Origin of the sequence: Nostocoides sp. HKS02 (genome assembly GCF_009707485.1) — a bacterium.
Lineage (GTDB): Bacteria > Actinomycetota > Actinomycetes > Actinomycetales > Dermatophilaceae > Pedococcus.
The window spans coordinates 119,924-145,451 of the sequence record NZ_CP046121.1; the positions used below are offsets into that span (position 1 = coordinate 119,924).

At 71.6% G+C, this 25,528-nt stretch carries 26 protein-coding genes and 1 pseudogene; 22 read left to right on the plus strand and 5 right to left on the minus strand.

The window, feature by feature from the left end:
- Window positions 1-57: 57 nt before the first annotated feature.
- Window positions 58-297, minus strand: a complete 240-nt coding sequence (locus GKE56_RS00545) for an acyl-CoA carboxylase subunit epsilon (RefSeq protein ID WP_154682902.1) — start codon at window positions 295-297, stop codon at window positions 58-60.
- Window positions 294-1,958 carry an acyl-CoA carboxylase subunit beta gene (locus GKE56_RS00550; RefSeq protein WP_230209073.1) on the minus strand — a complete coding sequence of 555 codons (1,665 nt, stop codon included), beginning with the start codon at window positions 1,956-1,958 and terminating at the stop codon, window positions 294-296. The genes GKE56_RS00545 and GKE56_RS00550 overlap by 4 nt, the downstream gene beginning before the upstream one ends.
- Before the next feature lie 24 nt (window positions 1,959-1,982).
- Between GKE56_RS00550 and GKE56_RS00555 the strand changes: the two genes are divergently transcribed.
- The 5 genes from GKE56_RS00555 to GKE56_RS00575 all read left to right on the plus strand — a co-directional run bounded on the left by GKE56_RS00555 (window position 1,983) and on the right by GKE56_RS00575 (window position 6,530).
- Window positions 1,983-2,768 (plus strand): biotin--[acetyl-CoA-carboxylase] ligase, encoded by a 786-nt coding sequence (locus tag GKE56_RS00555; RefSeq protein ID WP_154682903.1) that lies wholly within the window; start codon window positions 1,983-1,985, stop codon window positions 2,766-2,768.
- Window positions 2,769-2,911: 143 nt separating this feature from the next.
- Window positions 2,912-4,000, plus strand: a complete 1,089-nt coding sequence (locus GKE56_RS00560) for an adenylate/guanylate cyclase domain-containing protein (protein ID WP_230209074.1) — start codon at window positions 2,912-2,914, stop codon at window positions 3,998-4,000.
- On the plus strand, window positions 3,997-4,788 hold the full coding sequence (locus tag GKE56_RS00565; RefSeq protein ID WP_154682904.1) for an enoyl-CoA hydratase/isomerase family protein: 792 nt from the start codon (window positions 3,997-3,999) through the stop codon (window positions 4,786-4,788). The genes GKE56_RS00560 and GKE56_RS00565 overlap by 4 nt, the downstream gene beginning before the upstream one ends.
- A gap of 29 nt (window positions 4,789-4,817) precedes the next feature.
- Complete coding sequence (locus GKE56_RS00570) at window positions 4,818-5,495, plus strand: response regulator transcription factor (RefSeq protein WP_154682905.1); 678 nt, start codon at window positions 4,818-4,820, stop codon at window positions 5,493-5,495.
- A 9-nt stretch (window positions 5,496-5,504) separates the two neighbouring features.
- Window positions 5,505-6,530 (plus strand): sensor histidine kinase KdpD, encoded by a 1,026-nt coding sequence (locus GKE56_RS00575; protein WP_154682906.1) that lies wholly within the window; start codon window positions 5,505-5,507, stop codon window positions 6,528-6,530.
- Between the two features lie 18 nt (window positions 6,531-6,548).
- Here the strand turns inward: GKE56_RS00575 and GKE56_RS00580 are convergent, their stop codons facing one another.
- Window positions 6,549-7,031: a GtrA family protein gene (locus tag GKE56_RS00580; RefSeq protein ID WP_230209075.1), complete on the minus strand. Its 483-nt coding sequence runs from the start codon at window positions 7,029-7,031 to the stop codon at window positions 6,549-6,551.
- 81 nt (window positions 7,032-7,112) lie between these two features.
- On the opposite strand from GKE56_RS00580, the gene GKE56_RS00585 reads away from it, so the two are divergent.
- Together GKE56_RS00585 and purE are read left to right on the plus strand one after the other, a co-directional pair.
- Window positions 7,113-8,309 carry a 5-(carboxyamino)imidazole ribonucleotide synthase gene (locus GKE56_RS00585; RefSeq protein ID WP_154682907.1) on the plus strand — a complete coding sequence of 399 codons (1,197 nt, stop codon included), beginning with the start codon at window positions 7,113-7,115 and terminating at the stop codon, window positions 8,307-8,309.
- Entirely contained in the window at window positions 8,306-8,818 is a 513-nt protein-coding gene (purE, locus tag GKE56_RS00590) for a 5-(carboxyamino)imidazole ribonucleotide mutase (protein WP_154682908.1), read from the plus strand. Before GKE56_RS00585 ends, purE begins: the two co-directional genes overlap by 4 nt.
- Here purE and GKE56_RS00595 read toward each other — a convergent pair.
- Window positions 8,815-9,267: a CoA-binding protein gene (locus GKE56_RS00595; protein WP_154682909.1), complete on the minus strand. Its 453-nt coding sequence runs from the start codon at window positions 9,265-9,267 to the stop codon at window positions 8,815-8,817. The genes purE and GKE56_RS00595 overlap by 4 nt on opposite strands.
- A gap of 65 nt (window positions 9,268-9,332) precedes the next feature.
- On the opposite strand from GKE56_RS00595, the gene GKE56_RS00600 reads away from it, so the two are divergent.
- Window positions 9,333-10,397, plus strand: a complete 1,065-nt coding sequence (locus tag GKE56_RS00600) for an LLM class F420-dependent oxidoreductase (RefSeq protein ID WP_154682910.1) — start codon at window positions 9,333-9,335, stop codon at window positions 10,395-10,397.
- Here GKE56_RS00600 and GKE56_RS00605 read toward each other — a convergent pair.
- On the minus strand, window positions 10,333-11,136 hold the full coding sequence (locus GKE56_RS00605; RefSeq protein WP_154682911.1) for a cytidylyltransferase domain-containing protein: 804 nt from the start codon (window positions 11,134-11,136) through the stop codon (window positions 10,333-10,335). The genes GKE56_RS00600 and GKE56_RS00605 overlap by 65 nt on opposite strands.
- A 64-nt stretch (window positions 11,137-11,200) precedes the next feature.
- Here GKE56_RS00605 and GKE56_RS00610 point away from each other — a divergent pair, with 64 nt between their 5' ends.
- From GKE56_RS00610 to GKE56_RS00670, 14 genes and pseudogenes are all read left to right on the plus strand, one after another.
- Entirely contained in the window at window positions 11,201-11,908 is a 708-nt protein-coding gene (locus GKE56_RS00610; RefSeq protein ID WP_230209076.1) for a NeuD/PglB/VioB family sugar acetyltransferase, read from the plus strand.
- Window positions 11,895-12,956, plus strand: a complete 1,062-nt coding sequence (locus tag GKE56_RS00615) for an N-acetylneuraminate synthase family protein (protein ID WP_154682912.1) — start codon at window positions 11,895-11,897, stop codon at window positions 12,954-12,956. The genes GKE56_RS00610 and GKE56_RS00615 overlap by 14 nt, the downstream gene beginning before the upstream one ends.
- Window positions 12,953-14,134: a UDP-N-acetylglucosamine 2-epimerase gene (gene neuC / locus GKE56_RS00620; RefSeq protein WP_154682913.1), complete on the plus strand. Its 1,182-nt coding sequence runs from the start codon at window positions 12,953-12,955 to the stop codon at window positions 14,132-14,134. Before GKE56_RS00615 ends, neuC begins: the two co-directional genes overlap by 4 nt.
- Entirely contained in the window at window positions 14,131-15,189 is a 1,059-nt protein-coding gene (locus tag GKE56_RS00625) for a nucleotidyltransferase family protein (protein ID WP_154682914.1), read from the plus strand. The genes neuC and GKE56_RS00625 overlap by 4 nt, the downstream gene beginning before the upstream one ends.
- The gene (locus GKE56_RS00630; RefSeq protein ID WP_154682915.1) at window positions 15,186-16,226 is read left to right on the plus strand and encodes an SDR family NAD(P)-dependent oxidoreductase; all 1,041 of its coding nucleotides are present in this window, start codon (window positions 15,186-15,188) and stop codon (window positions 16,224-16,226) included. The genes GKE56_RS00625 and GKE56_RS00630 overlap by 4 nt, the downstream gene beginning before the upstream one ends.
- The gene (locus tag GKE56_RS00635) at window positions 16,223-17,413 is read left to right on the plus strand and encodes a DegT/DnrJ/EryC1/StrS family aminotransferase (RefSeq protein ID WP_154682916.1); all 1,191 of its coding nucleotides are present in this window, start codon (window positions 16,223-16,225) and stop codon (window positions 17,411-17,413) included. The genes GKE56_RS00630 and GKE56_RS00635 overlap by 4 nt, the downstream gene beginning before the upstream one ends.
- Before the next feature lie 109 nt (window positions 17,414-17,522).
- Window positions 17,523-18,689 carry an acyl-CoA dehydrogenase family protein gene (locus GKE56_RS00640; protein WP_154682917.1) on the plus strand — a complete coding sequence of 389 codons (1,167 nt, stop codon included), beginning with the start codon at window positions 17,523-17,525 and terminating at the stop codon, window positions 18,687-18,689.
- A gap of 91 nt (window positions 18,690-18,780) precedes the next feature.
- Window positions 18,781-19,729, plus strand: a pseudogene (locus GKE56_RS00645) (ABC transporter ATP-binding protein).
- Entirely contained in the window at window positions 19,726-19,944 is a 219-nt protein-coding gene (locus GKE56_RS17035) for a hypothetical protein (RefSeq protein ID WP_230209077.1), read from the plus strand. Before GKE56_RS00645 ends, GKE56_RS17035 begins: the two are co-directional and overlap by 4 nt.
- A complete protein-coding gene (locus tag GKE56_RS00650) occupies window positions 19,886-20,560 on the plus strand; it encodes an ABC transporter permease subunit (protein WP_230209078.1) in 675 nt (224 codons plus the stop codon). The genes GKE56_RS17035 and GKE56_RS00650 overlap by 59 nt, the downstream gene beginning before the upstream one ends.
- 306 nt (window positions 20,561-20,866) lie before the next feature.
- Window positions 20,867-22,156, plus strand: coding sequence for a phospholipase D family protein (locus GKE56_RS00655; protein ID WP_230209079.1), 1,290 nt, complete (start codon window positions 20,867-20,869; stop codon window positions 22,154-22,156).
- 58 nt (window positions 22,157-22,214) lie between these two features.
- Entirely contained in the window at window positions 22,215-23,171 is a 957-nt protein-coding gene (locus tag GKE56_RS00660; protein WP_304650405.1) for a glycosyltransferase, read from the plus strand.
- Window positions 23,165-25,375, plus strand: coding sequence for a glycosyltransferase (locus GKE56_RS00665; RefSeq protein WP_154682918.1), 2,211 nt, complete (start codon window positions 23,165-23,167; stop codon window positions 25,373-25,375). Before GKE56_RS00660 ends, GKE56_RS00665 begins: the two co-directional genes overlap by 7 nt.
- A complete protein-coding gene (locus GKE56_RS00670) occupies window positions 25,372-25,515 on the plus strand; it encodes a hypothetical protein (RefSeq protein WP_154682919.1) in 144 nt (47 codons plus the stop codon). Before GKE56_RS00665 ends, GKE56_RS00670 begins: the two co-directional genes overlap by 4 nt.
- Window positions 25,516-25,528: the final 13 nt, after the last annotated feature.

Genomic DNA, 25,528 nt, shown 5'->3' on the forward strand with positions numbered 1-25,528 from the left:
GTGTGCAGCATCGTCCGGGTCAGGACCCGGACGATGCTGCACACCGCCCTGGACGGCTCAGCGGGGGAAGGCCGAAGCGCGCCAGCCGCCCGGGCCGGGAGCCACCGATCGGCGCACGGAGCGTCCGCGGGACGCCCACTGCGAGGTATGCCGCGCAGCCGGCTCGCGCGCGCCCGCAGCGTCCGCGGACACTGCTGACAGCACCGCGAGCAGTGCGGCGACCTCCTCAGGGGTGGCATCACCGCGCACGAGCCGCAGCGGCGGCCGCTGGGCCGCGTCGTCGGTCTCGGGGGTCACAGCGGAATGTTTCCGTGCTTCTTGGGTGGCAGGGTCTCGCGCTTGGTGCGGAGCGCGCGCAGTGCCTTGGTGACGTTCATCCGGGTGTTCGAGGGGGTGATGACGGTGTCGATGTAGCCGCGTTCGGCCGCGACGTACGGGTTGGCCAGGGTGTCCTCGTACTCGGCGATGAACCGGGCGCGCGCCTCGTCGACGTTCTCGCCGCGCTCGGCCGCCTCGGCGAGCTGGCGGCGGTACAGGATGTTGACCGCGCCCTGGGCGCCCATCACGGCGATCTGGGCGGTGGGCCAGGCGAGGTTGATGTCGGCGCCGAGGTGCTTGGAGCCCATCACGTCGTAGGCGCCGCCGTAGGCCTTGCGGGTGATGACGGTGACGAGAGGCACGGTGGCCTCGGCGTAGGCGTAGATGAGCTTGGCGCCGCGGCGGATGATGCCGTCCCACTCCTGGTCGGTGCCGGGCAGGAACCCGGGCACGTCGACGAACGTGAGCACGGGCACGTTGAACGCGTCGCAGGTCCGCACGAACCGGGCGGCCTTCTCCGAGGCGTCGATGTCCAGGGTGCCGGCGAACTGCATCGGCTGGTTGGCCACGACCCCGACCGAGCGACCCTCGACGCGGCCGTAGCCGCACAGGATGTTGGGCGCGAACAGCGGGTGCACCTCGAGGAACTCGCCGTCGTCGAGCACGTGGCTGATCACGGTGTGCATGTCGTAGGGCTGGTTGGGGGAGTCGGGGATGAGGGTGTCGAGCTCGCGGTCCTCGTCGGTGACGGCCAATGAGGGGAGCTCGGCGTTCTCGTCCGCATAGCTAGGCGGGTCCTCGAGGTTGTTCGAGGGCAGGTAGGACAGCAGCGCCTTGACGTACTCGATGGCGTCGTCCTCGTCGTGGCCCATGTAGTGGGCAACGCCGGACTTGGTGTTGTGGGCGCGCGCTCCGCCGAGGTCCTCGAACGAGACGACCTCGCCGGTGACGGTCTTGATGACGTCAGGGCCGGTGATGAACATGTGCGAGGTCTGGTCGACCATCACCGTGAAGTCGGTGACGGCCGGGGAGTACACCGCGCCCCCCGCGCACGGGCCCATGATGAGGCTGATCTGCGGGATGACGCCCGAGGCGTGCACGTTGCGCCGGAAGATCTCGCCGTAGAGCCCGAGCGAGACCACGCCCTCCTGGATGCGCGCGCCGCCGGAGTCGTTGAGGCCGACGACGGGGCAGCCGACCTTCATGGCGAAGTCCATGACCTTGCAGATCTTCTCGCCGAACACCTCGCCCAGGGACCCGCCGAACACGGTGAAGTCCTGGGCGAAGACGGCCACGGTGCGGCCGTCGACGGTGCCGTAGCCGGTGACCACGCCGTCGCCGTAAGGGCGGTTCTTCTCCTGGCCGAACGCGGTCGAGCGGTGCCGGGCGTACTTGTCCATCTCGACGAACGAGCCCTCGTCGAGCAGCAGCTCGAGCCGCTCGCGCGCGGTCTTCTTGCCGCGGGCGTGCTGCTTCTCGACCGCTCGCTCGGACCCGGCATGGGCCACCTCGGCCACCCGGCGCTTGAGGTCGGCGAGCTTGCCCGCCGTGGAGTGGATGTCGATGCCCGTGTCGGAGCCAGGGACGTCGGTGCCGCCGAGCGAGAGCGGATCAGCGACGGAATCGGTGGTCTGCGCCATGCTGGCGAGCCTAGCCTTGCACCCATGCGCGAACCGCTCGACCGTGAGGCATTGCACGAGGCGTTGGTCACGTCCGGGTCGCCGTGGACCGGCATCGACGTCCACCCGAGGCTCGGTTCGACCAACGTCGAGGCGGCGCGACTCGCGCAGCCCTGGCGAGTGGTCGTCACCGACCACCAGGAGGCGGGCCGAGGCCGCCTCGGGCGCTCGTGGGAGACCCCGGCGAACACCTCGGTCACCCTTTCGGTGCTGCTCCCGGCGCCCGACGAGGCGCGGGGGTGGATGCCGCTGGTCACCGGCCTGGCCGTCCTGCGGGGAATCGCGGAGGTCACCGGCCTGCGCGCGGGCCTGAAGTGGCCCAACGACGTGCTGCTCGCGGCCGACGACGACCGCAAGGTGTGCGGCGTCCTGTGCGAGCTGCAGCCCCAGGGCGTGGTCGTGGGCCTCGGCGTCAACGTCGACCAGACCCGCGACGAGCTGCCAGTCGACACCGCGACCTCGCTGCGGCTTGCCGGGGCGCAGGACGTGCGCCGGGAGGACCTCGTCGTCGCGATCCTGCGGCACCTCGCGGTGCTGCACGGTGACCTGGTCCGTGGTGGCACGGCCCGCGCGGGCGCCCAGGCGGCATACCGCGAGGCATGCCTCACGACCGGACGTGAGGTCGACCTGCATGCCGCCGACGGCACGGTCCGGCGCGTGCACGCCGTGGGCATCGATGCGCAAGGGCGGCTCGTGGTCGCCTCGGGCGGGGCGGAGTATGCCGTGGCCGCCGGCGACGTCGTCCACGCCCGCCGGGCCCCGCAAGGGTGACCGGCCGACCGTGCGCAGGGGCGGCGGACGGCGTCTGTGGCGACACGGCATGATGCGAGGTGACCAGCGCCGGTCAGGTTCGCGATCCTGACCGCGGATACGGCGACGACGCCGTGCGGAGACGACCGAGAGGGAGGTGGCGGGTGACCGAGCCCGGACGCCACCGCCCTGTGCGCCCTGAGGACATCGAGGCGCTTCGCCCGGACAACCTCGAGGCCCGCCTGCTCGGCAAGCGCGCCACCATGGGCCGACGCGAGGTCAGTCGCGGCGCCCAGGTGTCCCTGCTCTCGGCGCGCAAGTTCTGGCACGCCCTGGGCTTTCCGATCGTCGAGGACGAGGAGGCCATGTTCACCGAGGCCGACCTCATGGCGCTCAAGGCCGTCGCGCGACTGGTCCGTGAAGAGGAGCTCGACGAGACGACCGCGCTGGCCATGACCCGGGCCTTCGCCCGCACGACCGACCGGCTCGCGGTCTGGCAGACGCAGCTGATGGCCGAGGCGCTGGCGCCGATCGAGATCGAAGCAGCACTCGACGAGGCCGACGCGCGGGCCGTGCCCGACCTCGCCGCGGCCGAGGCCTCCGCGCTCAAGCTCGCCGACATGGCCGATGCACTCGAGCCCCTGCTCATCTATGCCTGGCGCCGCCACCTCACGGCGGCCATCTCGCGCATGCTGGCCGATGCCGACCCCGAGCGCTCCAGCGAGGGCGTACGCCGCGTGGTCGGGTTCGCCGACCTCGTCAACTTCACCTCGCTCGTGCGTCGGATGACCGAGCGCCAGCTCGCCGTCATGGTGCAGAGGTTCGAGGCGCTGTGCACCGACATCGTCACGGCGCACGGTGGGCGGGTCATCAAGACGGTCGGAGACGAGATCCTCTTCGTGACCATCGAGGTCGCGCCCGCTGCGGCGATCGCGCTCGACCTCGTCGACACCATGGCGGAGGACGACCTGCTGCCCGACGTGCGGGTCGGGATGGCCCTCGGGCCGGTGCTGTCGCGGCTGGGCGACGTCTTCGGCACCACCGTGAACCGGGCCAGTCGCCTCACGAGCGTGGCCCCCGGGGGTGGGGTCCTCGTCGACGACGCGCTCGCGTCCGCGCTGGCCAGCGGGAGCGGCTTCGAGACCACCGCCCTGCGGCGCCGCAGCCTGCGCGGCATCGGGCAGGTCACCCCCAGCGAGCTGCGCCGGGCCGCAGGCGCGCGGCGCACGACGATCCGAGAGGTACACCCATGAGCGAGCCACTGGTCAGGATCGAACGTCACGGCGTTGGCGGCCACGTCGCCGAGCTCGTGCTCGACCGGCCGGAAGCGATGAATGCCGTGTCGACCGCCATGGCGCGGGCGCTCGGCCAGGCGACGAGCGAGCTCGCGGCGGACCCCACGGTTCGCGCCGTGGTCGTGACCTCCAGCAGCCCCAAGGCGTTCTGCGTCGGCGCGGACCTCAAGGAGCGCAACGCCCTCACCGACGAGGAGCTGCGCGCGCAGCGCCCGGTGGCCCAGGCGGCATACCGGGGGGTTCTCGAGCTGCCCGTCCCGGTGGTGGCGGCGGTCGAGGGTTACGCGCTCGGAGGCGGCTTCGAGATCGCGCTGTCGTGCGATCTCGCCGTCTGCGGTGCGGCCGCCGTGGTCGGACTGCCCGAGGTGAGCGTCGGCGTGATTCCGGGCGGAGGCGGCACCCAGCTGCTCACCCGGCGGGTCGGGTGGTCGCGAGCGGCCCGGATGGTCTTCACGGCCGAGCGGTACGACGCCGAGCAGGCCCGGCAGCTCGGCGTGGTCGACGAGGTCGTCGCAGCGGGTGCCGCGCGAGAGCGGGCGTTCGAGATCGCCGAGCGCATCGCCGCGAACTCACCCGTCGGGGTGCGCAACGCGAAGGCTGCCATGCGAGAGGGTTTCGACACCGATCTCGACGCCGGACTGCGCATCGAGGACCGGTACTGGGCAGCCACGGCCTTCTCGGCCGACCGTGCCGAGGGCGTCGCCGCTTTCAATCAAAAGCGCAAACCGGTGTGGCCCGGTCGCTGAGGGGGTCCCTGTTGCCTACGATCACCACCATGACCCGTGTGCTCCTCGCTGAGGACGACCCTGCCATCTCCGAGCCGCTGGCCCGCGCGCTGCGCCGCGAGGGGTACGACGTCGACGTGCGAGCTGACGGGAAGGCCGCGCTCGAGGCGTCGTCGGAGAATCCCGACCTCGTGGTCCTCGACCTCGGCCTGCCGTTCGTCGACGGGCTCGAGGTGTGTCGTCGGATCCGCGCCGAGGGCCGCACCGTCCCCGTGCTCATCCTCACCGCTCGGGCCGACGAGGTCGACACCGTCGTGGGCCTCGACGCCGGAGCCGACGACTACGTCACCAAGCCGTTCCGGCTCGCCGAGCTGCTGGCCCGGGTCCGCGCCCTCCTGCGACGCACCCCCACCGATGCCGTCACGGACAAGGAGCTCGTCCGCATCGACCCCGAGGGCCGCCGCGCGTGGTTCCGCGACGAGGAGCTCCAGCTCACCGCCAAGGAGTTCGACCTGCTGCGGGTGCTGGTGCGCGAGCAGGGCAAGGTGGTCTCGCGCGAGCAGCTCATGCGCGAGATCTGGGAGACCGCCTGGTTCGGCTCCACCAAGACGCTCGACATGCACATCTCCGTGCTGCGTCGGAAGCTGGGCGACGACGCGGCACAGCCCCGCTACATCGCGACCGTCCGCGGTGTCGGCTTCCGCTTCGAGCGCGTCGACGGGGCCTGAGAACGGCCCATGCGTCAACAACTCATCCGGTCGACCGTCCTCGCGGTCCTCCTCGCCATCGCCATCACCATGGTGCCCGTGTGCCTCAGCCTCTGGCGGGCCAGCAACCACGGGGGCGGCCTCCTCGAGCAGTGGGTGCACGAGGGCATGACCCCCACGATCTCCCTCCAGCTGGTGGGGCTCCTGCTCGGGCTTGCGGTCCTCGCGCTCGTGGCCGGCGTCGTGGTCGCGATCGGCCAGGCGCGGCGACTGGCGACGCCGATGACCCAGCTCGCCGACCGCGCGGAGCGGCTCGGGGCCGGCGAGTCGCGCATCCAGCCCCTGCACTCGGGGATCGCCGAGCTCGACAAGGTCTCCGAGGTGCTCGCCCGCAGCGCCCAGAGGCTGACCAAGTCGCTGGCGTCGGAGCGCGACTTCGCCGCCGACGCCTCGCACCAGCTGCGCACGCCGCTCACGGCGTTGTTGATGCGCCTGGAGGAGATCGCCGTCACCGACGACCTCGAGGTGGTCCAGGAGGAAGCCAGCATCGCGATCGCCCAGGTCGAGCGGCTCACCCGCGTCGTCGACGACCTGATGTCACGGACCCGACGCGGCGGCGACGAGCCTCAGGCATCGGTGTCGCTGGACTCGGTGATCGCGGCCCTGCAGCGGGAGTGGCAGCCGGCGTTCGAGCAGGCCCGGCGCAGTGTGCGAGTCCACGGTGAACGCGGGCTCGCCGTGCAGGCCAAGCCGGTCGACCTCTCGCAGGTCCTCTCGACGTTGCTCGAGAACTCGCTCGCGCACGGTCGCGGCACCGTCGACGTCCACGCCCGGCGCAGCGGGCCCTCCGTCGTCGTCGAGGTCAGCGACCAGGGCGAGGGCGTGCCGGCGGCCATCGCGCCGCACATCTTCGAGCGGTCGGTCACCACGACCGGCACGGGCCTCGGCCTCGCCCTCGCTCGAGACCTCGCCGAGTCCAACGGCGGCCGGCTCGAGCTCATCCAGGCTCAGCCGGCGATCTTCGCGCTGTTCCTCAGCGAGTCCGACGCGGCCTGAGCCGCGCCTGCCTTGACCCTAGGAGTGCTCGGACAGCGGTGAGGTGTCCTCGAGCGGCTCGCCGTGGAACACGAAGGCGCGGTAGGCCCAGAACCGGAACAGCGTGCCCAGGCCGATGCCGACGATGTTGGCGATGTTGTCCGCGGTCAGGGTCTTCAGGCCCAGACCGTAGTGCGAGAACGCGATACAGCCGGCGCCGATGAGCAGGGCCACCCCGTTGGTCAGCACGAACAGGGCCGCCTCGTGGTGGGCTGGCCGGCTGCGGCGGTGCCGGAAGGTCCAGGCCCGGTTGCCGATCCAGGCGACCGCCGTGGCCACCGAGGCGGAGATCAGCTTGGCGCCGGTCGGCTTGTCGACCATGACGGTGTGGCGCAGCACGTTCATCAGGCCCACGTCGACGACGAAGGCGACCAAGCCGATGACGCCGAACTTGATCATCTCGCGGTAGAGGACGTCGACGGCACCGCGCAGCCGGTCGAGGGGGGAGAGATGCGTGGCCACGCCGGGAGCCTAGCGGGGTCATCTGTATGCCGGCTGGCAGGTTCCGGAGGCGGTCACGTCCGCGGCCGATATCCTCGCCGCGTGACCTCACCGCAGCGTGCCCCCGGAGGCTTTCCTGTCGTCGGCATCATCGGTGGCGGACAGCTCGCCCGGATGTGCGCCGCCCCGGCCGCCGAGCTGGCGATCGGCCTCAGCGTGCTCGCCGAGAGCAGTGACGCCTCGGCCGCCCAGGTCATCCCCTCGGCGCCCGTGGGGGACCACACCGACGTCGAGGCCGTGCTGCGGTTCGCGCGGGACTGCGATGTCGTCACCTTCGACCACGAGCACGTCCCGGCCGAGGTGCTCGCCGCCCTCGTCGACGCCGGGGTGCCCCTGCACCCCTCGCCCGAGGCCCTGCGGTTCGCCCAGGACAAGCTGGCGATGCGCCACCGGCTCACCGAGATCGGGGTCTCCTGCCCGGCGTGGGCGCAGGCGCGGTCGGCCGCCGACGTCGAGGAGTTCGGTCGACAGGTCGGCTGGCCCCTCGTGGCCAAGACCCCACGGGGCGGCTACGACGGCAAGGGCGTCCGCGTCGTGGCCGAGGTGGCCGACCTCGACGACTGGCTGGCCCAGGTGGGTTCCGAGGGTCCGCTCGCCGACGGGATCCTGCTCGAGGAGAAGGTCGGCTTCGTCCGCGAGCTCGCCGTCCTCATCGCGCGCAGCCCCTCCGACCAGGCCGCGGCGTGGCCGGTGGTCGAGACCGTGCAGACCGACGGCATCTGCACCGAGGTGCTGGCCCCTGCTCCCGACCTCGACCCGCACCTCGCAGCAGTGGCGACCGAGGCAGGACTGCGCATCGCCGAGAACCTCGGCGTGACGGGCGTGCTCGCGGTCGAGCTCTTCGAGGTGCGCGACCCCGAGAGCGGTGCCCCGGCGTACGTCGTCAACGAGCTGGCCATGCGACCCCACAACAGCGGCCACTGGTCGATGGACGGCGCGGTCACCGGTCAGTTCGAACAACACCTGAGAGCGGTCCTCGACCTGCCGCTGGGCGCCCCCACACCGCGCGAGCCGCACACGGTGATGGCCAACGTCCTGGGCGGCGACTACCCCGAGCTCTACCCGGCATACCGCCACCTCATGGCCCGCGACCCCGGGCTGAAGGTCCACCTCTACGGCAAGGCCGTCCGCCCCGGCCGCAAGATCGGGCACGTCAGCGTGTCCGGCACCGACCTCGCCGACCTGCGTGAGCGCGCCCGCCACGCCGCCGACTACCTCGCGGGAGTGATCACCGAATGACCGAGCAACCACTGGTCGGGCTCGTCATGGGCAGCGACAGCGACTGGCCCGTGATGGAGCTCGCAGCGCAGGCACTGGAGGAGTTCGCAGTCCCCTACGAGGCCGACGTCGTCTCGGCACACCGGATGCCGGCGGAGATGATCGCCTACGGACAGGCCGCCGCCGACCGCGGGCTGCGGGTCATCGTCGCCGGCGCCGGGGGCGCGGCTCACCTGCCTGGCATGCTGGCGGCGGTCACCCCGCTGCCGGTCATCGGAGTCCCGGTGCCGCTCAAGCACCTCGACGGCATGGACTCGCTGCTCTCGATCGTGCAGATGCCGGCGGGGGTGCCGGTCGCCACGGTCTCGATCGCCGGGGCCAGGAATGCGGGGCTGCTCGCCGTGCGGATCCTCGGCGCGGGCGAGGGGCCGTATGCCGCGGGCCTGCGCGACCGGATGGGCGTCTTCCAGGCCGAGCTGCGCGACCAGGCGCACGCCAAGGGTGCCGCCCTGCGCGAACGCCGGGGCTAGCGCGCCATTCCCCCGGAGCGCACGCCGCGCCACTCGATGCGCGGACAGGTGTCCATGACGACGTCGAGGCCGGCCGCTCGGGCTCGGCGAGCGGCGTCCTCGTCGATGACGCCGAGCTGCATCCAGATCGCGTCGATCTGCAAGCGGTCCTTGTTCGCGATCGCCTCGTCGACCACCGCGCCGACGTGCTCGGAGTTGACGAAGCAGTCGACCACCTTGACGTCCACCCCGTCGGGGATGTCTGACAGCGTCGCGAAACCACGCTCACCGTGAACCGTCTCGGCCCTGGGGTGCACGGGGATCAAGCCCTTGCCCAGCTCGACCTTGAGCCAGCGTGCGACGCCGTACGCTTCGCGGGTCTGGTTGGACGACAGGCCGACCACCACCCAGATGCCGGGGTCGGACAGCAGCTCGCGGATCAGCTCGGGGTCGTTCTGGTGTTGCAGCATCTCTCGACCGCACCACACGCGGGCCTGCCGCGCAAGCACCCCGGGCGTGACGTAACGTCGCCTCCATGAAGTTCGGACTGTTCGTTCCCCAGGGTTGGAAGATGGATCTCGCCGGCATCGAGCCGGGTCAGCACTGGGGGGTGATGGCCGGACTTGCGCGCCGAGCCGACGCGAACGAGGACTGGTCCTCGATCTGGGTCTACGACCACTTCCACACCGTGCCGGTCCCGAGCGACGAGGCGACGCACGAGGCATGGACGCTCATGTCGGCGTTCGCCGCGGTGACGGGGCGGGTGCGACTCGGCCAGATGTGCACCTGCATGAGCTACCGCAACCCGGCCTACCTCGCGAAGATCGCGGCGACGGTCGACATCATCTCCGAGGGCCGCCTCGAGATGGGCATCGGCGGGGGCTGGTACGAGCACGAGTGGCGTGCGTACGGCTACGGGTTCCCCCGCGCCGGCGAGCGGCTCCAGCGCCTCGACGAGGGCGTCCAGATCTTCCGCCAGATGTGGACGCAGGGCCGGTCCACCTTCGAGGGCAAGCACTACACGACCGACGGCGCGCTGTGTATGCCGCGACCCCTCCAGGGCACGTCGGCCCCCGGGTCGGCCGGCAACGGCATACCGGTCTGGATCGCTGGCGGCGGTGAGAAGGTCACGCTGCGCATCGCCGCGCAGTATGCCGACTACACGAACTACGGGTCCGGGGTGGCGGCGGAGTTCGAGCGCAAGAGCGCGGTCCTGCGCGAGCACTGCGACACCGTCGGACGTGACTTCTCCGAGATCACCCGAACGGGCAACCTCGACATCTTCATCGGCGCGACCGAGCGCGAGGTGCAGGACCGGATCGACTGGCTGGCCGACCACATGCGCGGCGTCGGCGTGCCCGAGCAGGTCCTCGAGTCACGGCTCCACGACATCAAGACCTCACCGGGGACCGGCACACCCGAGCAGATCGTCGAGCGGCTCCAGGCGTTGGAGAAGCTCGGCATGACCTACCTCATCAGCTACTTCTACGAGGCGGCGTACGACACGAGCGGCATCGCGATGTTCGAGCGCGACGTCATGCCCGAGCTGGTCGACCGGCAGGACCACGGGCACCTGTGGCACCTGCCGCGTCTGCGGTGAGCCAGGGCAGCTGGACGAACCCCTGCGCCACCAAGGCCTCGAGCAGGTCGAACTCGTAGGCGTAGTCGATCGCAAAGGCCTGGGCCTCCGGGATCTCCACCATGCCGTGTCGACCCTCGTCGAACCACGAGTCCTCGAGCCCGAGCACGAACTCTCGACGCCAGACGTAGAAGTTGCCATTGATGCGCAGGAAGCGCTCGGCGTCCTGGCGACGGGTGATGCCGGTCCCGACCTCGTAGTACCGCTGCAGGACGCTGGCATCCTCGGCGCTGGGTTTGACGCCGACCCAGGTGGGATTGAAGGTCGGCTGGGAGACGCTGATGACGCCGTCGAGGTTCTCGCTCGCGAGGAGCTGGGCGATGGCTGCCTCGATCTGCTCGGGGTCGCGGGCGGGGCTCGTCGGATCGACGAGCAGGAGGGCGTCGTAGCGCTGGCCCTCCAGCGCCTCCACGGTCTCGAGACAGTGCCGCAGGACCGGAGCCATGGGCGTCTCGTCGGCCGCCAGCTCGGCCGGACGCAGGAACGGCACGTCGCCGCCGTGCGCGCGGGCCACCTCGGCGATCTCCTCGGAGTCCGTCGACACGACACAGCGCGTGACCGAGGGAACCATCCGCGCGGCCGCGATGGAATGGGCGATCAGGGGAAGGCCGGCGAGCGGGCGGATGTTCTTGCCCGGAAGTCCCTTGGACCCCCCTCTCGCCGGGATGACGGCCAGAACGCGGGGTGCGGACGTGACCACGACAAACCTCTGCTCTCGTCAGGTGATGCGGGGGGCTGGCGCGGGCGCCGAGTACGTTGTCAGCATGACAGCCCCCGCATCCGGCCGCGCTGCCCGCCAGTGGGTGATGCTGGGCGCCAGCGGCCACGCCCTCAGTGTGGCAGACGTGCTCCGGCGCGGAGGCGCCCAGCTGGCCGCCGTGGCGGGCTCGCCCCGAGGAAGCACGTGGGCCGTTCCCGTGATCTCCGGCGATGACGAGGCCCTGGAGCTTGCGCGCGCCGGAGGGCACCTGATTGCCCTGGGAGTGGGCGCGAACCAGGCTCGCGAACGGATCTGGGCCAGCTTGGGCGATCTGGAGTCGTCGGCCCCGCCGGTCCTCGGCCGCACGGCGACCGTGGCCACGGATGCGCGCGTCGGCTTTGCCACCGTCGTGTTGGAGCATGCGCACGTCGGGCCCGCGTCGGTTCTGGGGCGGGCCGTCATCGTCAACACGGCCGCGGTGGTCGAGCACGACTGTGTCGTGGGGGACGGAGCCCACGTCGCACCGGGCGCCACGGTCCTCGGCGGGTGCTCGATCGGCCGCCGGGCCATGATCGGGGCCGGGGCGCGTATCCTTCCCGGGGTCTCGGTCGGCGACGACGCGGTTGTCGGTGCGGGTGCCGTGGTGCGAGAGGATGTTCCTGGCGGGCACACCGTCGTGGGCGTGCCAGCGGGCCCGTTGGTGGCACGCCCGGCCGCGAGACCACGCCCCGACACGCCAGACTCCGAAGAGAGGTCCGATGCGCACCGCTGACATCGCCGGACGGCAGATCCCCTCCGAGGAGGACGTCTACGTCATCGCCGAGGCCGGGGTCAACCACAACGGTGAGCTGCGCCTCGCCCACGAGCTCGTCGACGTCGCCGCCGACTCGGGTGCCGATGCCGTGAAGTTCCAGACCTTCGACCCTGCCAAGCTGGTCTCCTCCGCAGCCGCGAGCACGCCCTACCAGCTCGAACGTGGTGGAGCCGCCGACCAGCGCTCGCTGCTCGATGCGCTGACGCTGCCGAACTCGGCCTGGGCGGAGCTCCAGAGCCACGCCCGCGAGCGGGGCATCACCTTCCTGTCCACTCCGTTCGACATGGACAGCGCCCGCCTCCTGGTCGACCTGGGGTTGCCGGCGCTGAAGGTCTCCTCGGGCGAGCTCACGAATGTCCCGTACCTGCGGGCGCTCGCCAAGCTCGGCGTCACCCTGCTGGTCTCCTCGGGCATGGGTACGGCCGAGGAGGTGAGCCAGGCGGTCGAGGCCTGCGACGGGGCTCCGGGGCTGATCCTGTTCCACTGCGTGTCGGCCTACCCGGCACCGATCGAGGAGTGCAACCTGCGGGCGATCCCCGCGATGGCGCAGGCCCACGGGGTGCCGGTGGGCTGGTCGGACCACACGCCAGGACTCACGACGGCGCTGGGCGCCGTCGCCCTGGGCGCGAGCATCCTCGAGAAGCACTACACCACCGACCGCACCCTGCCCGGCCCGGATCACAAGGCCTCCCTCGAGCCCGATGAGCTGGCCGACTACGTGGCGCAGACCAAGGTGCTCGCCCGTGGCCTCGGTGACGGGCGCAAGCGGCGTATGCCGAGTGAGGTCGAGAACGCCGCGCTGGTGCGCCGCAGCTGGCACGCGGCGCGTGCCATGCCCGCGGGCTCGGTCCTCAGCGAGGCAGACCTGAGCCTGTTGCGTCCTGAGGGCGGCGTCAGCCCGGCGGTCGACATCCGGGGGCGGGCCCTGGCTCGAGACGTTGCTGCGGGCGCCCCTGTGACCGTCGACGACCTCGTTCCGGCCGAGGGCCGGGCCGCCGAGCGATGAGCGGCGGCGCTCCGCTGCGCGTCGCCGTGTTCGTGGGCACCAGGGCCGACCTCGGCCCGCTCTCGGAGGTGCTCGTCGTGCTCGACGCCGCCGAGGACATCGATCTCCAGATCCTCACCGGGGTCGCCTACTCTCCGGCGGAGCTGGCCGCGGCGATGCCGGCCACCAAGCCGGCCGAGCAGTGGGCGGGCCAGATCCATGCGCTGGCGCAGCCCCTGGCCACCGTCACCGCCGACACCATGCTCGACCACGGCCCCCTGCTCGCCGCGGGCATGGGCGCTCTGCTGCGGCAGCTGGCGCCCCAGGTCCTCGTCGTGCTCGGTGACCGCTGGGAGCTCCTCTACGTCGTGCCCGCCGCGTTCCTCGACGCCGTGGCGATCGTCCACCTGCACGGCGGGGAGGTCACCGAGGGGGCCGTCGACGAGCGCGTCCGGCACGCCGTGACCAAGCTCGCCGACCAGCACTGTGTGGCCTCGCCCGACGCAGCTCGACGGCTGCGCCAGATGGGTGAGCCCGCGCAGCGCGTGCACGTGACCGGGGCTCCCGGCCTCGACCGGCTCGGCCAGCTGGAGCCGTTGTCCGATGCCGAGCTGGGCCAGCTGCTGGGGGTCGAGGTGCAGCGGCCCGTGGCGCTGTTCACGTACCACCCCCCGACGGCCGACGGCGGCGTCCCGGTCGGTCGGTGGGCCGCCGAGGCGCTCGCCGCCACCCTGGAGCACTGCGGCACGGTGGTGGCCACCTATCCGGGCATGGATACCGGCCGGGACGAGATCATCGCTGCGCTCGCGACGGCTGCCGCCGCCGACCCCCGCGTCGTGCTCGTCGAGGCCCTCGGCGCTCGCTACCCGAAGGTTCTCGCGAGCGTGGACGTCGTCGTGGGCAACTCGTCCTCCGGTGTCATCGAGGCGGCCTCGGTGCACCGACCCGCCGTCAACATCGGTGACCGGCAGCGGGGTCGACTGAGCGGCGACAACGTCCTCGACGCGGCGGAGGGCCACGACGCCGTGAGTGCCGCCGTCGCAGCCGCCCTCACCGACGAGAGCGCTGAACGCGCTCGTGCGACCGTCAACCCCTACGGTCATGGTCAGGCGAGCACGCGCATCCTCGATATCGTTCGGGCGGCGCCGGGCTCGCCCCGGATCAAGCCGTTCGTCGACAGCCCAGTGGAGGACGGATGACCCAGCGACAGCTGAAGCAGGCGTGCGCCCCGACCACGGCGTCGTTGCGGGACGTGGCCTGGGTGATCGACCGGATGGCCTCGTCGCTGTGCATGCTCACGGACGAGGGCAACCGCCTCGCCGGGCTGCTGACCGACGGTGACCTGCGCCGCGCGCTCCTGCGGGGCGCCACCCTCGACGACCCCGCCCTTCCCTTCGCCACGAGATCTCCTCAGACCGTCCCGGCGGGCTCGCCGCGCGCCCTGGTCCTCGACCTCATGCGCGCGTGGCGCATCTCGGCCGTGCCCGAGCTCGACCCCGACGGCACGGTCGTCGGCCTGCACACCCTGTCGGACGTGGTTGGCGCCGAGCCGCTGCCCAACCCGGCGGTCATCATGGCCGGGGGCAAGGGCACCCGCCTGGGGGCGCTCACCCGAGACACGCCCAAGCCGCTGATGAAGGTCGCCGGACGGTCCATCATCGAGTGGATCGTGCTCAACCTGGTCGGCGACGGCATCCACGACATCTACGTCAGCGTCAACCACCTGGCCGAGCAGATCGAGGAGCACCTCGGCGACGGCAGTCGGTTGGGGTGCACGGTCACGTACCTGCGCGAGGACCCGGCCAAGCCGCTGGGCACAGCCGGCTCGCTCACCATCCTGCGTGAGCTGCGCCCGGACCTCACCGACCCGGTCGTCGTGATGAACGGCGACCTGATGGTCGAGTTCGACACCGGCCAGCTGCTCGACTACCACGCCAGCAGTGGTGCCCAGATCACCATGGCCGTGCGCAGCTACCAGCACGAGGTCCCGTTCGGGGTCATCGAGCGTGACGAGGTCGGGCTGGTCACCGCGGTCACGGAGAAGCCGACGGTCTCCTTCGACATCAACGCGGCGGTGTATGCCGTGGAGCCGGCGACGCTGGCGTTCCTGGCCGCCGGGGAGCCCAGTACGATGCCGGAACTGGTGCAGATGTGCCTCGACCGTCACGAGCGGGTCGCGGCGTGGACCATTTCCTCCGACTGGATCGATGTGGGCACCCCCAAGGACCTGGCCCGCGCGAAAGGACAGGCGTGACCGACGCTGAGCTGACCCCCGTCCCCCCGACCGGCTCGCTGCAGGGCAAGACCGTCCTCGTGACCGGCTCTGACGGCTTCATCGGGAGCCACCTGGTCGAGCGGCTGGTCGCCGACGGTGCGCACGTCAGGGCCTTCTGCCTCTACAACTCCAACGGGTCAACCGGGTGGCTCGAGGAGTCCGAACCCTTCAAGCAGGCCGTCCGCGACGGCCAGGCCGAGGTCGTCCTCGGCGACATCCGCGACCCCGAGCACGTGATGGCTTCGGTCGAGGGCGTCGACGTCGTCCTGCACCTCGCGGCCCTCATCGCGATCCCGTTCTCCTACGTGGCGCCCCGCTCGTACGTCGAGACCAACATCACCGGCACCCTCAACGTGCTCGAGGCGGTTCGTCGCCACGGAACGCCCCGGCTGGTGAACACCTCGACCAGCGAGGTCTACGGCACGCCGGAACAGGTGCCGATCACCGAGTCGCACGCCCTGCGCGGCCAGTCGCCCTACTCGGCGACCAAGATCGGCGCCGACAAGATGTGCGAGTCCTACGCGTTGTCGTTCGACACCCCGGTGACCATCCTGCGCCCGTTCAACACCTTCGGCCCGCGGCAGTCGTTCCGCGCGGTCATCCCCACGGTCCTGTCGCAGATGCTGGCCGGGGCCGACCAGATCAGGCTTGGCGCGGTCTCACCCAAGCGCGACTTCACCTTCGTCACCGACACCGCGGACGGCTTCGTCCGTGCCGCGCTCACCGACGTGGCGCCCGGCACCACCATCCAGCTCGGCACCGGTCGCACGGTGTCGGTCGGTGAGGTCGTCGAGATCTGCAAGCAGGTCACCGGCTCGCGGGCCGAGATCGTCACCGACGAGGCGCGCATCCGCCCCGACGGTTCCGAGGTGGAGATCCTGCTCTCCGACCCGTCCAACGCCCATGCCCTGCTCGGCTGGGGGCCGACGGTCAGCCTCGAGGAGGGACTCGCCCGCACGGCTGAGTGGCTCCGGCCCAGGGTCGACCTCGAGACGGCCGGGCGTTACCACCGATGAGCACGACCGGACCGGTGGCCGGCGAGGCCCACGCGCCAGGGGCCCGCGGGCCCGCGGGCACCATCCCGCTCGCGGTGCCCAACATCGGCGAGCTCGAGCGTCGCTACGTCCTCGAGGCGGTCGAGTCAGGCTTCGTGTCCTCAGTCGGACCGTTCGTGTCCGAGTTCGAGCGCCGCTTCGCCGAGCGCGTCGGTGCCCGCTACGCCATCGCCTGCGCGACCGGCACGGCGGCCATCCACATCGGACTGCTGCTGCTGGGGGTGACCAGCGAGGACGAGGTGTTCTGCTCCGACTTCACCTTCGTCGGCTCGGTCAACCCCATCGCCTACACCGGCGCCAAGGTGACCTTCATCGACTCCGAGCTGCGCACGTGGAACATGGATCCCGCGCTGCTGGAGGCCGAGCTCGACCGACGCGTCGCGGCTGGTGAGCGCCTGCCCAAGGCCGTCGAGGTCGTGCACGTCCTTGGCCAACCGGCCGACCTCGAGACCATCCTCGCCATCTGCGAGCGCCACGGCGTCGCGGTGCTCGAGGACGCGGCCGAGTCTCTCGGGGCCTCGTGGTCCGGGGGCGCCCTCGCAGGACGCCACACCGGCCAGGTGGGCCGTGTGGGCGCGTTCTCCTTCAACGGCAACAAGATTGCCACGACCGGCGGTGGGGGCATGATCGTCACCGACGACGAGGAGCTCGCGGCGCGCGCCCGCCACCTGACCACGCAGGCCAAGGTGCCCGACGTCGGCTACCTCCACGACGAGGTGGGCTACAACTACCGCCTCACGAACCTCGCGGCCGGTCTGGGCCTCGCCCAGCTGGAGCGCCTCGAGGAGTTCGTCAGCGCCAAGCACGCAATCGCCGCGCGCTATGACACCGAGCTCGCCGACACCGGGCTCGTCCTCCCGCCGCGCCTTCCCGGGTACGACGCGACCTACTGGCTGTACTCCGTGCTCACGCCAGAGGACGACCCACGGGGCCGCGACGAGTTCCTCGACCACCTCAACCGTGCGGGGGTCGGTGCCCGAGCTCTCTGGCGCCCCCTCCACATGCAGCCGCCCTTCGCGGCTGCCCCGGTCCTCGGGGGCCGCGTCGGCGAGCAGCTGTTCCACCGGGGCGTGTCGCTACCGTGCGCGACCGAGCTCTCGGAGGCCGACCAGCAGCGCGTCACCGATGCCGTGCGGTCGTTCTTCTGAGCCTGCGGACTGAGCGGGCCGCGCCCGCGACCTGCTGACCCGTTACGTGTGCGGGACCACATCGCACACCCGTGGGTCGGCGGCATACCAGCCGGTAGCCTGACCCCTTGTGAGCACCGGTAACCCGTCCTTCGACCTGTTCAAGATCTCCGAGGACCACGAGGCCCTCCGCGAGGCGGTCCGCGCCGTGGCCGAGGACAAGATCGCGCCCTACGCGGCCGAGGTCGACGAGGAGGCGCGGTACCCCCAGGAGGCGCACGACGCCCTGGTGGCGTCCGACTTCTTCGCCCCCCACGTCCCCGAGGAGTACGGCGGCGTCGGGGCCGACGCGCTGGCCACGTGCATCGTCATCGAGGAGATCGCCCGCGTCGACGCGTCGGCCTCGCTCATCCCAGCGGTCAACAAGCTGGGCTCGATGCCGCTCATCCTGGCCGCGAGCGACGACGTCAAGCGCCGGTACCTCACCCCGCTCGCCGAGGGCCGCACGACCTTCTCCTACGGGTTGTCCGAGCGCGAGGCCGGGTCCGACACCGCGGCGATGAAGACCCGAGCGCGTCGTGACGGTGACGACTGGGTCCTGGGCGGACAGAAGTCGTGGATCACCAACGCGGGAGTCTCCGAGTACTACACCGTGCTGGCGGTCACCGACCCCGACGGCCGCCGCGGGGCCAACGTCACGGCGTTCGTCGTCGAGAAGTCCGACGAGGGCTTCACCTTCGGTGAGAAGGAGCGCAAGCTCGGCATCAAGGGCAGCCCCACGCGCGAGCTGCACTTCGACAACGTGCGCATCCCCGGTGACCGGGTCGTCGGCGAGGTCGGCGACGGACTCAAGATCGCCTTGCGCACCCTCGACCACACCCGGGTCACCATCGGCGCCCAGGCCGTCGGGATCGCCCAGGGGGCACTCGACTTCGCCGTGGGCTACGTCAAGGAGCGCAAGCAGTTCGGCAAGGCCGTGGCCGAGTTCCAGGGCGTGCAGTTCATGCTCGCCGACATGGCCATGGCCGTCGAGGCCGCGCGCCAGATGGTGTATGCCGCGGCCGCCAAGTCCGAGCGCGGCGACAAGGACCTGCCGTTCTTCGGCGCCGCCGCGAAGTGCTACGCCTCGGACGTCGCCATGCAGGTCACCACCGATGCCGTGCAGCTGCTCGGCGGCGCTGGGTACGTCCGCGACTTCCCGGTGGAGCGGATGATGCGTGACGCCAAGATCACCCAGATCTACGAGGGCACCAACCAGATCCAGCGGGTCGTCATGGCCCGGCAGCTGCTCTCGTAGCGGTCACAGGGGCTTCTCAGGATTGTCGGGCACCCTGTGGCGTGCCCGTCGGCTCAGTCGCAGGGGCCGCCCTACGACGAGAGAGATCCCCATGATCGAGGCCGTAGTTCTCACCAAGCGCTACGGCCAGAAGACCGCTGTCGACGACCTGACCTTCACCGTGCAGCCAGGCGTGGTCACCGGGTTCCTCGGGCCCAACGGCGCCGGCAAGTCCACGACGATGCGGATGATCCTCGGCCTTGATGCGCCGAGCGCCGGGTCCGTGCGCGTCAACGGCAAGGCGTACCGCGACCTCAGCGCACCGCTGCACGAGGTCGGGGCGCTCCTCGAGGCGCGCTCGGTGCACACCGGTCGCACCGCGTTCAACCACCTCCTCGCACTGGCCCAGACCGCGGGAATCCCCCGAAGCCGCGTCGACGAGGTCGTCGACCTGGTCGGGCTGCAGGAGGTCGCGAAGAAGCGCGCGGGCGGCTTCTCGCTGGGCATGGGGCAGCGTCTCGGCATCGCGTCCGCCCTGCTCGGCGACCCCCAGACGCTGATCCTCGACGAGCCCGTGAACGGCCTGGACCCCGACGGCATCCGGTGGATCCGCAACCTGCTGAAGTCCCTCGCCGCCGAGGGGCGCACCGTGTTCGTGTCGTCGCACCTGATGAGCGAGATGGCCCAGACCGCCGAGCACCTCATCGTGGTCGGCCGCGGCAAGCTCATCGCGGACACCAGCGTCGAGGAGTTCATCGCGCGCTCGTCGGGCAACCGGGTGCGGGTGCGCACCACTGACCCGAGTGGCCTCGCACGCCTCCTCCAAGGCCCCGACGTGTCCGTGGAGACCGGTGACGCGGACGCGCTCGAGGTGACCGGCCTGAGCACCGACCAGGTCGGAGCTCGCCGCCGGCAAGGCGGGCATCACGCTGCTGGAGCTCACCGCCCAGCAGACCTCACTGGAGGAAGCCTTCATGGACCTGACCAAGGACTCCGTGGAGTACCACGGTTCCGAGACGACGGGCCATGACGCCCTGGAGACCACCGGAGCCGACCGATGAGCACCCTGACCACCAGTCCCACCACCTCGCGCCACCCTGCCGCCCGGCCCACCACGGTGACCCAGGCGCGGGTCATTCTCTCCGAATGGACCAAGCCGCGGTCGCTGCGCTCGACGGTCTTCTCCCTCGCGGCCGCCGTGCTTGTTCATCGTCGGCTTGGCGGTCCTCGTCCCGACGGTCACGGTCAACCACTGGCCACCGCGCAACCCCGGTGAAGCGCTGAGCTTCGACCCGACATCACGCAGCCTGGCCGGTGTCTTCCTCGCCCAGCTGGCGATCGGCGTCCTCGGGGTCCTGTTCGTCACGGGGGAGTACGCGACCGGGATGATCCGGGCGACGTTGGCCGCTGTGCCCACCCGACTACCGGTGCTGTGGGCCAAGGCCATCGTGTTCGCCGCGGTGACCCTCGTGCTCACCGTGCCCTCGACGCTGGCTGCCTTCCTCATCGGTCAGTCGATCTTCACCAGCAAGCACCTGCAGGCATCGGTGGGCGACCCGGGCGTGCTGCGGGCCGTCGTCGGCGCCGCGCTCTACCTCACCGTGGTGGGCCTGCTCGGACTGGCCCTGGGTGCGGTGCTGCGCAACACCGCCGGCGGGATCTCCACCCTGTTCGGGCTGCTGTTCGTCCTCCCGATCATCGTGCGGTTCCTGCCGTCGTCCTGGGCCGACCCGATCAGCAGGTACCTGCCGAACGCCGCGGGCGAGGCCATCACGCACGTGCACACCGATCCGACGGGACTCGCCCCGTGGACCGGGTTCGCCCTCTTCTGCGGCTACACCGCAGTCGTCATGGCGGCCGCAGCGGTCACCCTCCGACGCCGTGACGCCTGAGGAGACCCCTCAGCACCGCACCCGGCGCCGCGCCGTCTAGCATCGGGTCGTGACCGGCACCGAGTGGTTCCTGGGCGTCGGCGAGCGGGGCAACCCGGCGACGAGGCTGGATGCGCGGCATACCGGCTCGACGCCGTGGACCGAGGGCAACCTCGTGCGCCCGCTCGTCCACGGCGCCACCTACTTCGCCGAGCTCGTCGAGCGGGTCGAGGCGATGCGGGCAGGTGACCTGCTGCTTGTTCGCCGACTGGCGAGGCGACCCCGACGAGCGCCTCACGGACGAGCCGGGCAGCGAGGTGGCCGCGCTTGTTCGGGGCGGCCGCGGCCCGGGGTGTCGACGTGCGCGGGCTCGTCTGGCGCTCGCACTGGGACCGGCTCGCGTTCTCGAGCGCCGAGAACCGCACCCTCGAGCGGGACGTGAACGCAGCGGGCGGTCAGGTCGTCCTCGACATGCGCGTGCGCGTCGGCGGGTCGCACCACCAGAAGTTCGTGGTGCTGCGGCACCCGGGGCGTCCCGAGCGCGACGCCGCCTTCCTCGGGGGCATCGACCTCTGCCACAGCCGGCGCGACGACGCCCGGCACGAGGGCGACCCCCAGCGCCAGGCGATGGCCAAGGTCTACGGCTCCCGACCGCCGTGGCACGACCTGCAGGTCTGCATCACCGGGCCTGCCGTGGGTGACGTCGAGACGGTCTTCCGCGAACGGTGGGACGACCCGCAGCGGGGGAGCCGCTCACCGCTGCGATGGGCCGCCGACCGGCTGCGACGAGACACCGTGCACACGACGCCGCTGCCGGCCCAGCTGCCCGACCCGCAGCCCACCGGCCCGCACCCGGTCCAGCTGCTGCGCACCTATCCGCGGCGCCTCGGTGGCTACCCGTTCGCACCCCGTGGGGAGCGCAGCGTGGCCCGCGGGTACCTCAAGGCGATCGGGCGGGCGCGTCACCTGATCTACGTCGAGGACCAGTACCTGTGGTCACCGGATGTCGCCCGCGCGTTCGCCAGCGCGCTGCGGCGCAGCCCCGAGCTTCGGCTGGTCGCGGTCCTGCCCCGCTTCCCCGACCAGGACGGGCGGCTGTCCGAGCCGCCGAACCTCGTGGCGCGGAGCCGGCTCATGCGCCAGCTGCAGGAGGTCGCGCCCGGGCGGGTCGCCTTCTACGGCATCGAGAACGCCGCCGGCACGCCGATCTACGTCCATGCCAAGACCTGCGTCATCGACGACCACTGGGCCACCGTCGGCTCCGACAACTTCAACCGCCGCTCGTGGACGCACGACTCCGAGCTCTCGGCCGCGGTGCGCCACGAGGGGTATGCCGCGGGGCTTCGTGAGGTCCTCGCCCGCGAGCATCTGGGGCGTCGCGAGGATGAGCCCGGGCCCGACCTGGCTGACCTCTTCGACACCTTCGCCGCGGCGGCCTCGGCGCTGGAGGGCTGGCACGACGGAGGGCAGGTCGGGGACCGGCCGCCGGGACAGCTGCGGCCGATCCGCGACAAGCCGATGAGCCGGTCGACCCGGCTGTGGGCCGGCGCCCTCTATCGCCTCGTCTACGACCCCGACGGCCGACCCCTGGACCTGCGCCTGCGGCGGCGGATGTGAGCGCGCACCAGCCGATGGTGGAGGGGGACCGGTAGAGCAGCCTCTGTATGCTCGGCCCGTGACCCTGCCACCCTCCGGACCGCTGCGCAGTGGTCGACGGGTGGTGGCTGTCGTGGTGAGCTACAACCGTGCCGAGCTGCTGCGCGAGTGCCTGGCTGGCGTGACCGCCCAGACCCGCCCCGCGGACGCGGTCGTCGTGGTCGACAACGCGTCGACGGACGGCTCTGCCGACCTGGTGGCGAGCGAGTTCCCGAAGGCAGACCTGGTTCGGCTCACGACGAACACCGGGGGAGCGGGCGGCTTCGCAGCGGGCATGGCCCAGGCGCTCGACCGGCACGGCGCCGACCTCGTCTGGGTCATGGACGACGACACCGTGCCCAGCACCACCACGCTCGAGGCGCTGCTGGCGGCCGAGCAGGACTACCCCGACGACCTCCAGCTCGTGGCCTCTCGGGTCACCTGGACCGATGGCCGCGACCAGGACCGCAACATCCCGCGCCCCGTGATCCTCGCGCGCGCCCGGCGTCGTCACGCGGCAGCGCTCGCGGGCGGTCGGCCCATGCGCACCGCATGCTTCGTCTCGCTGCTGGTCACCGCCGACGCCATCCGCCGGCATGGCCTGCCGACAGCGGACTTCTTCATCTGGAACGACGACTTCGAGTTCACTGCGCGGATCCTGCGCCGCAGCCCCGGCATCTACCTGCCCCGCGCCACGGTGGTCCACAAGACCCGTGAGCTGGGCACCCGCACCGCCGACCCGGGCGACCGCTTCTACTACGAGGTCCGCAACAAGGTCTGGACGTTCCGGGACGGCGCTGCCTTCGGCTTCCCCGAGGTGCTGCTCCGCGTGGCGATCGCCGTGGTCAACTGGGCGCGCTTCTTCGCCCACTCCGGCGACCGCGAGGTGCTCCGCACGGCACTCGTCCGGGGATTGCGCGACGGCCTCCGCGCGCGCCCCCGGCCCAACCGCGAGGTGCTCCGGGAGGCGGGGTACGAGCTCGGGGCCGCATGGTGAGTGTGCGGATCGGCGGGCTCGTCCGCGAGCCCGTGGTGGCTCAGGCCCGCTCCCTCACGGGTAGCCCCCACGTGTCAGCAGGGGCCCGGGTGGCTTTCGACCGATGGCTCGCGGCGCTCCCACTGGGCTACTGGGCACGGTTCACGACCCTGGAGACCGTGCGCCTCCAGCTCAGCTCGACCGCTCCCGTCGACGTCACCGTCGTGGCCAGCGACGCAGCGGGCCGGGTGCGCACTGTGGCATCCGGTGAGGCTGGCGTCGCCGGCGCGCCCGACCTGGTCATCGACGTCCCGGTGTCCGCCTGTGCCGGCGGCGGCTGGGTGTGGCCGGAGGTCCAGGCCCGCACCGAGGCCGCCGAGGTGAGCTTCGGCTGGTATGCCGTCGGCGTGGCTCCGCCCGCGCGCTCGCTCGCGGTCGCCGTGCCGACTTTCGACCGGCACGACGCCGTGCTCCGCCAGCTCGACGTGCTCGCCGCGGCCCTCGAGGACGGCGTGCTCGATGACGTCGTCGGCCTCGTGGTGGTCATCGACCAGGGCTCGGTCCCCGTGACCGACGCCCCCGGTTGGCCCCAGGCCGCAGCACGGCTCGGCGACCGGCTCCGCCACGTCCGACAGGGCAACCTCGGCGGGTCTGGAGGCTTCACGCGCGGACTCGTCGAGGCCTTCGCCAACCCCACGATCGAGCACGTGGCGCTGATCGACGACGACGCGTTCCCCCAGCCGGAGGGCCTGGCCAGCGCGTGGGCCTTCGCCCAAGCGACCGCGCGACCGACCATTGTGGGCGGCCACATGTTCGACGCGGCGCGGCCGACGGTGCTCTACCGTCTGGGCGAGGTGCTCGATCGTCGCCGGTTCACCTGGACCAGCCTGTCCGGCACCCCCAGGAACTGCGACCTGGCCGACCAGCCGGTCACCCGCCACCGGTGGATGGGTCCCGCCCGCGAGGTGGACTTCCAGCCGTGGTGGCTGGCCGTGGTTCCTCGTGAGGCCGTCGACAGCACCGGTCTGCCGCTGCCGTTCTTCCTCAAGTGGGACGACGTCGAGTTCGGCCTCCGCGCGGGCCGGTCTGGGGTGGCGTCCGTCGTCCTGCCGGGCGCGGCGGTCTGGCACGACGCGTGGACCGGCAAGGCCAACGAGACAACCTGGCCGGCATACTTCCTGCTGCGCAACCGGATCGTCACGGCGCTCCTCCTCGGTCATCGACCGTGGCTGCTGGCGGCCGAGTGGCTGGCCGTCAGCGCGCGGCACGCACTGCGCCGTGAGCCCGGTGCCCTGGCGCTACGGCGGGCCGCGCTCCAGGACGTCCTCGCAGGCCCGGCCTGGCTGCACCGCGACCTGCCCACAGCCCGGCACCGCGCCCAGGAGGCCGCGGTTCGTGAGGCGGTCGCACCACACCCGCTGTCCAGCGCCCTGTCGACCCTCGCCGTGAGCGGGCGCCTGGTCGCCGCGTGGTCCCGGCTCGGCGCGGCATACCGGTCGGCGGCGCGGGAGGCGACCACGCTGGAGGCGTGGCAGCGCACCTTTGCGCAGGCCGCCGAGCCGGCCGGCGCGACCGATGCCGAGAGCGCGGCGCCCCACCCGGGCCGGGTGCGCTGGTCCATCGTCGTGGTGAGCTACCACAGTCTCGCGATGCTCGAGAAGTACTGGCGTGGACTGCTCGACGGGTCGGGCGAGGTCGAGGTCATCATCGTCGACAACGCCGACCAACCCAGCGTCGAGGCGTTTGCCCGAGCCGAGGGCTACACCTACCTGTCCATGGGGACCAACCTCGGGTTGTCCACCGCCAACAACCGGGGTGCCGACCTCGCCCGCGGCGACTACCTGCTTGTTCGCGAACCCCGACCTCGGGGTGCGCGTCGCCGACCTGCCGACGCTGGCTGCGGAGATCGACCGCACCGGTGGCATCGTCACGCCGCGCCTGGACTTCCCCGACGGCACACCCCAGAGTGCGGCCCGCGGGGGAGCCGTTCCTGTTGGCCAAGCTCGCCCACCGCGGGTTGGCCCCGGCCGGCTCGATGCAGCGCTACCTGTGGCCCGTCGGACCCTACGAGAGCGGTCCGGTGCGGTGGGTGGCCGGCGGAGCCACGGCGCTGTCAGCCGGGGCCTTCGCCCAGCTGGGCGGCTGGCCCGAGGAGTACTTCCTCTACATGGAGGACGTCGAGCTCGGGGTCCGCGCCGGGGCCCTGGGGCTGCCGGTGTCGGTGACCGCACAGGTCCGCTGGGTGCACGAGTGGCGGGGCGACTCGCGCGGCGGGCGGATCAACCGCGGCCACGTGCTCCATGCCCGCAGCGCCCTGCGGTTCTACGCCCGGCACCCGAGGTACCTCGGGTGGCCGCCGCACTGAGGTCGGACGCTGC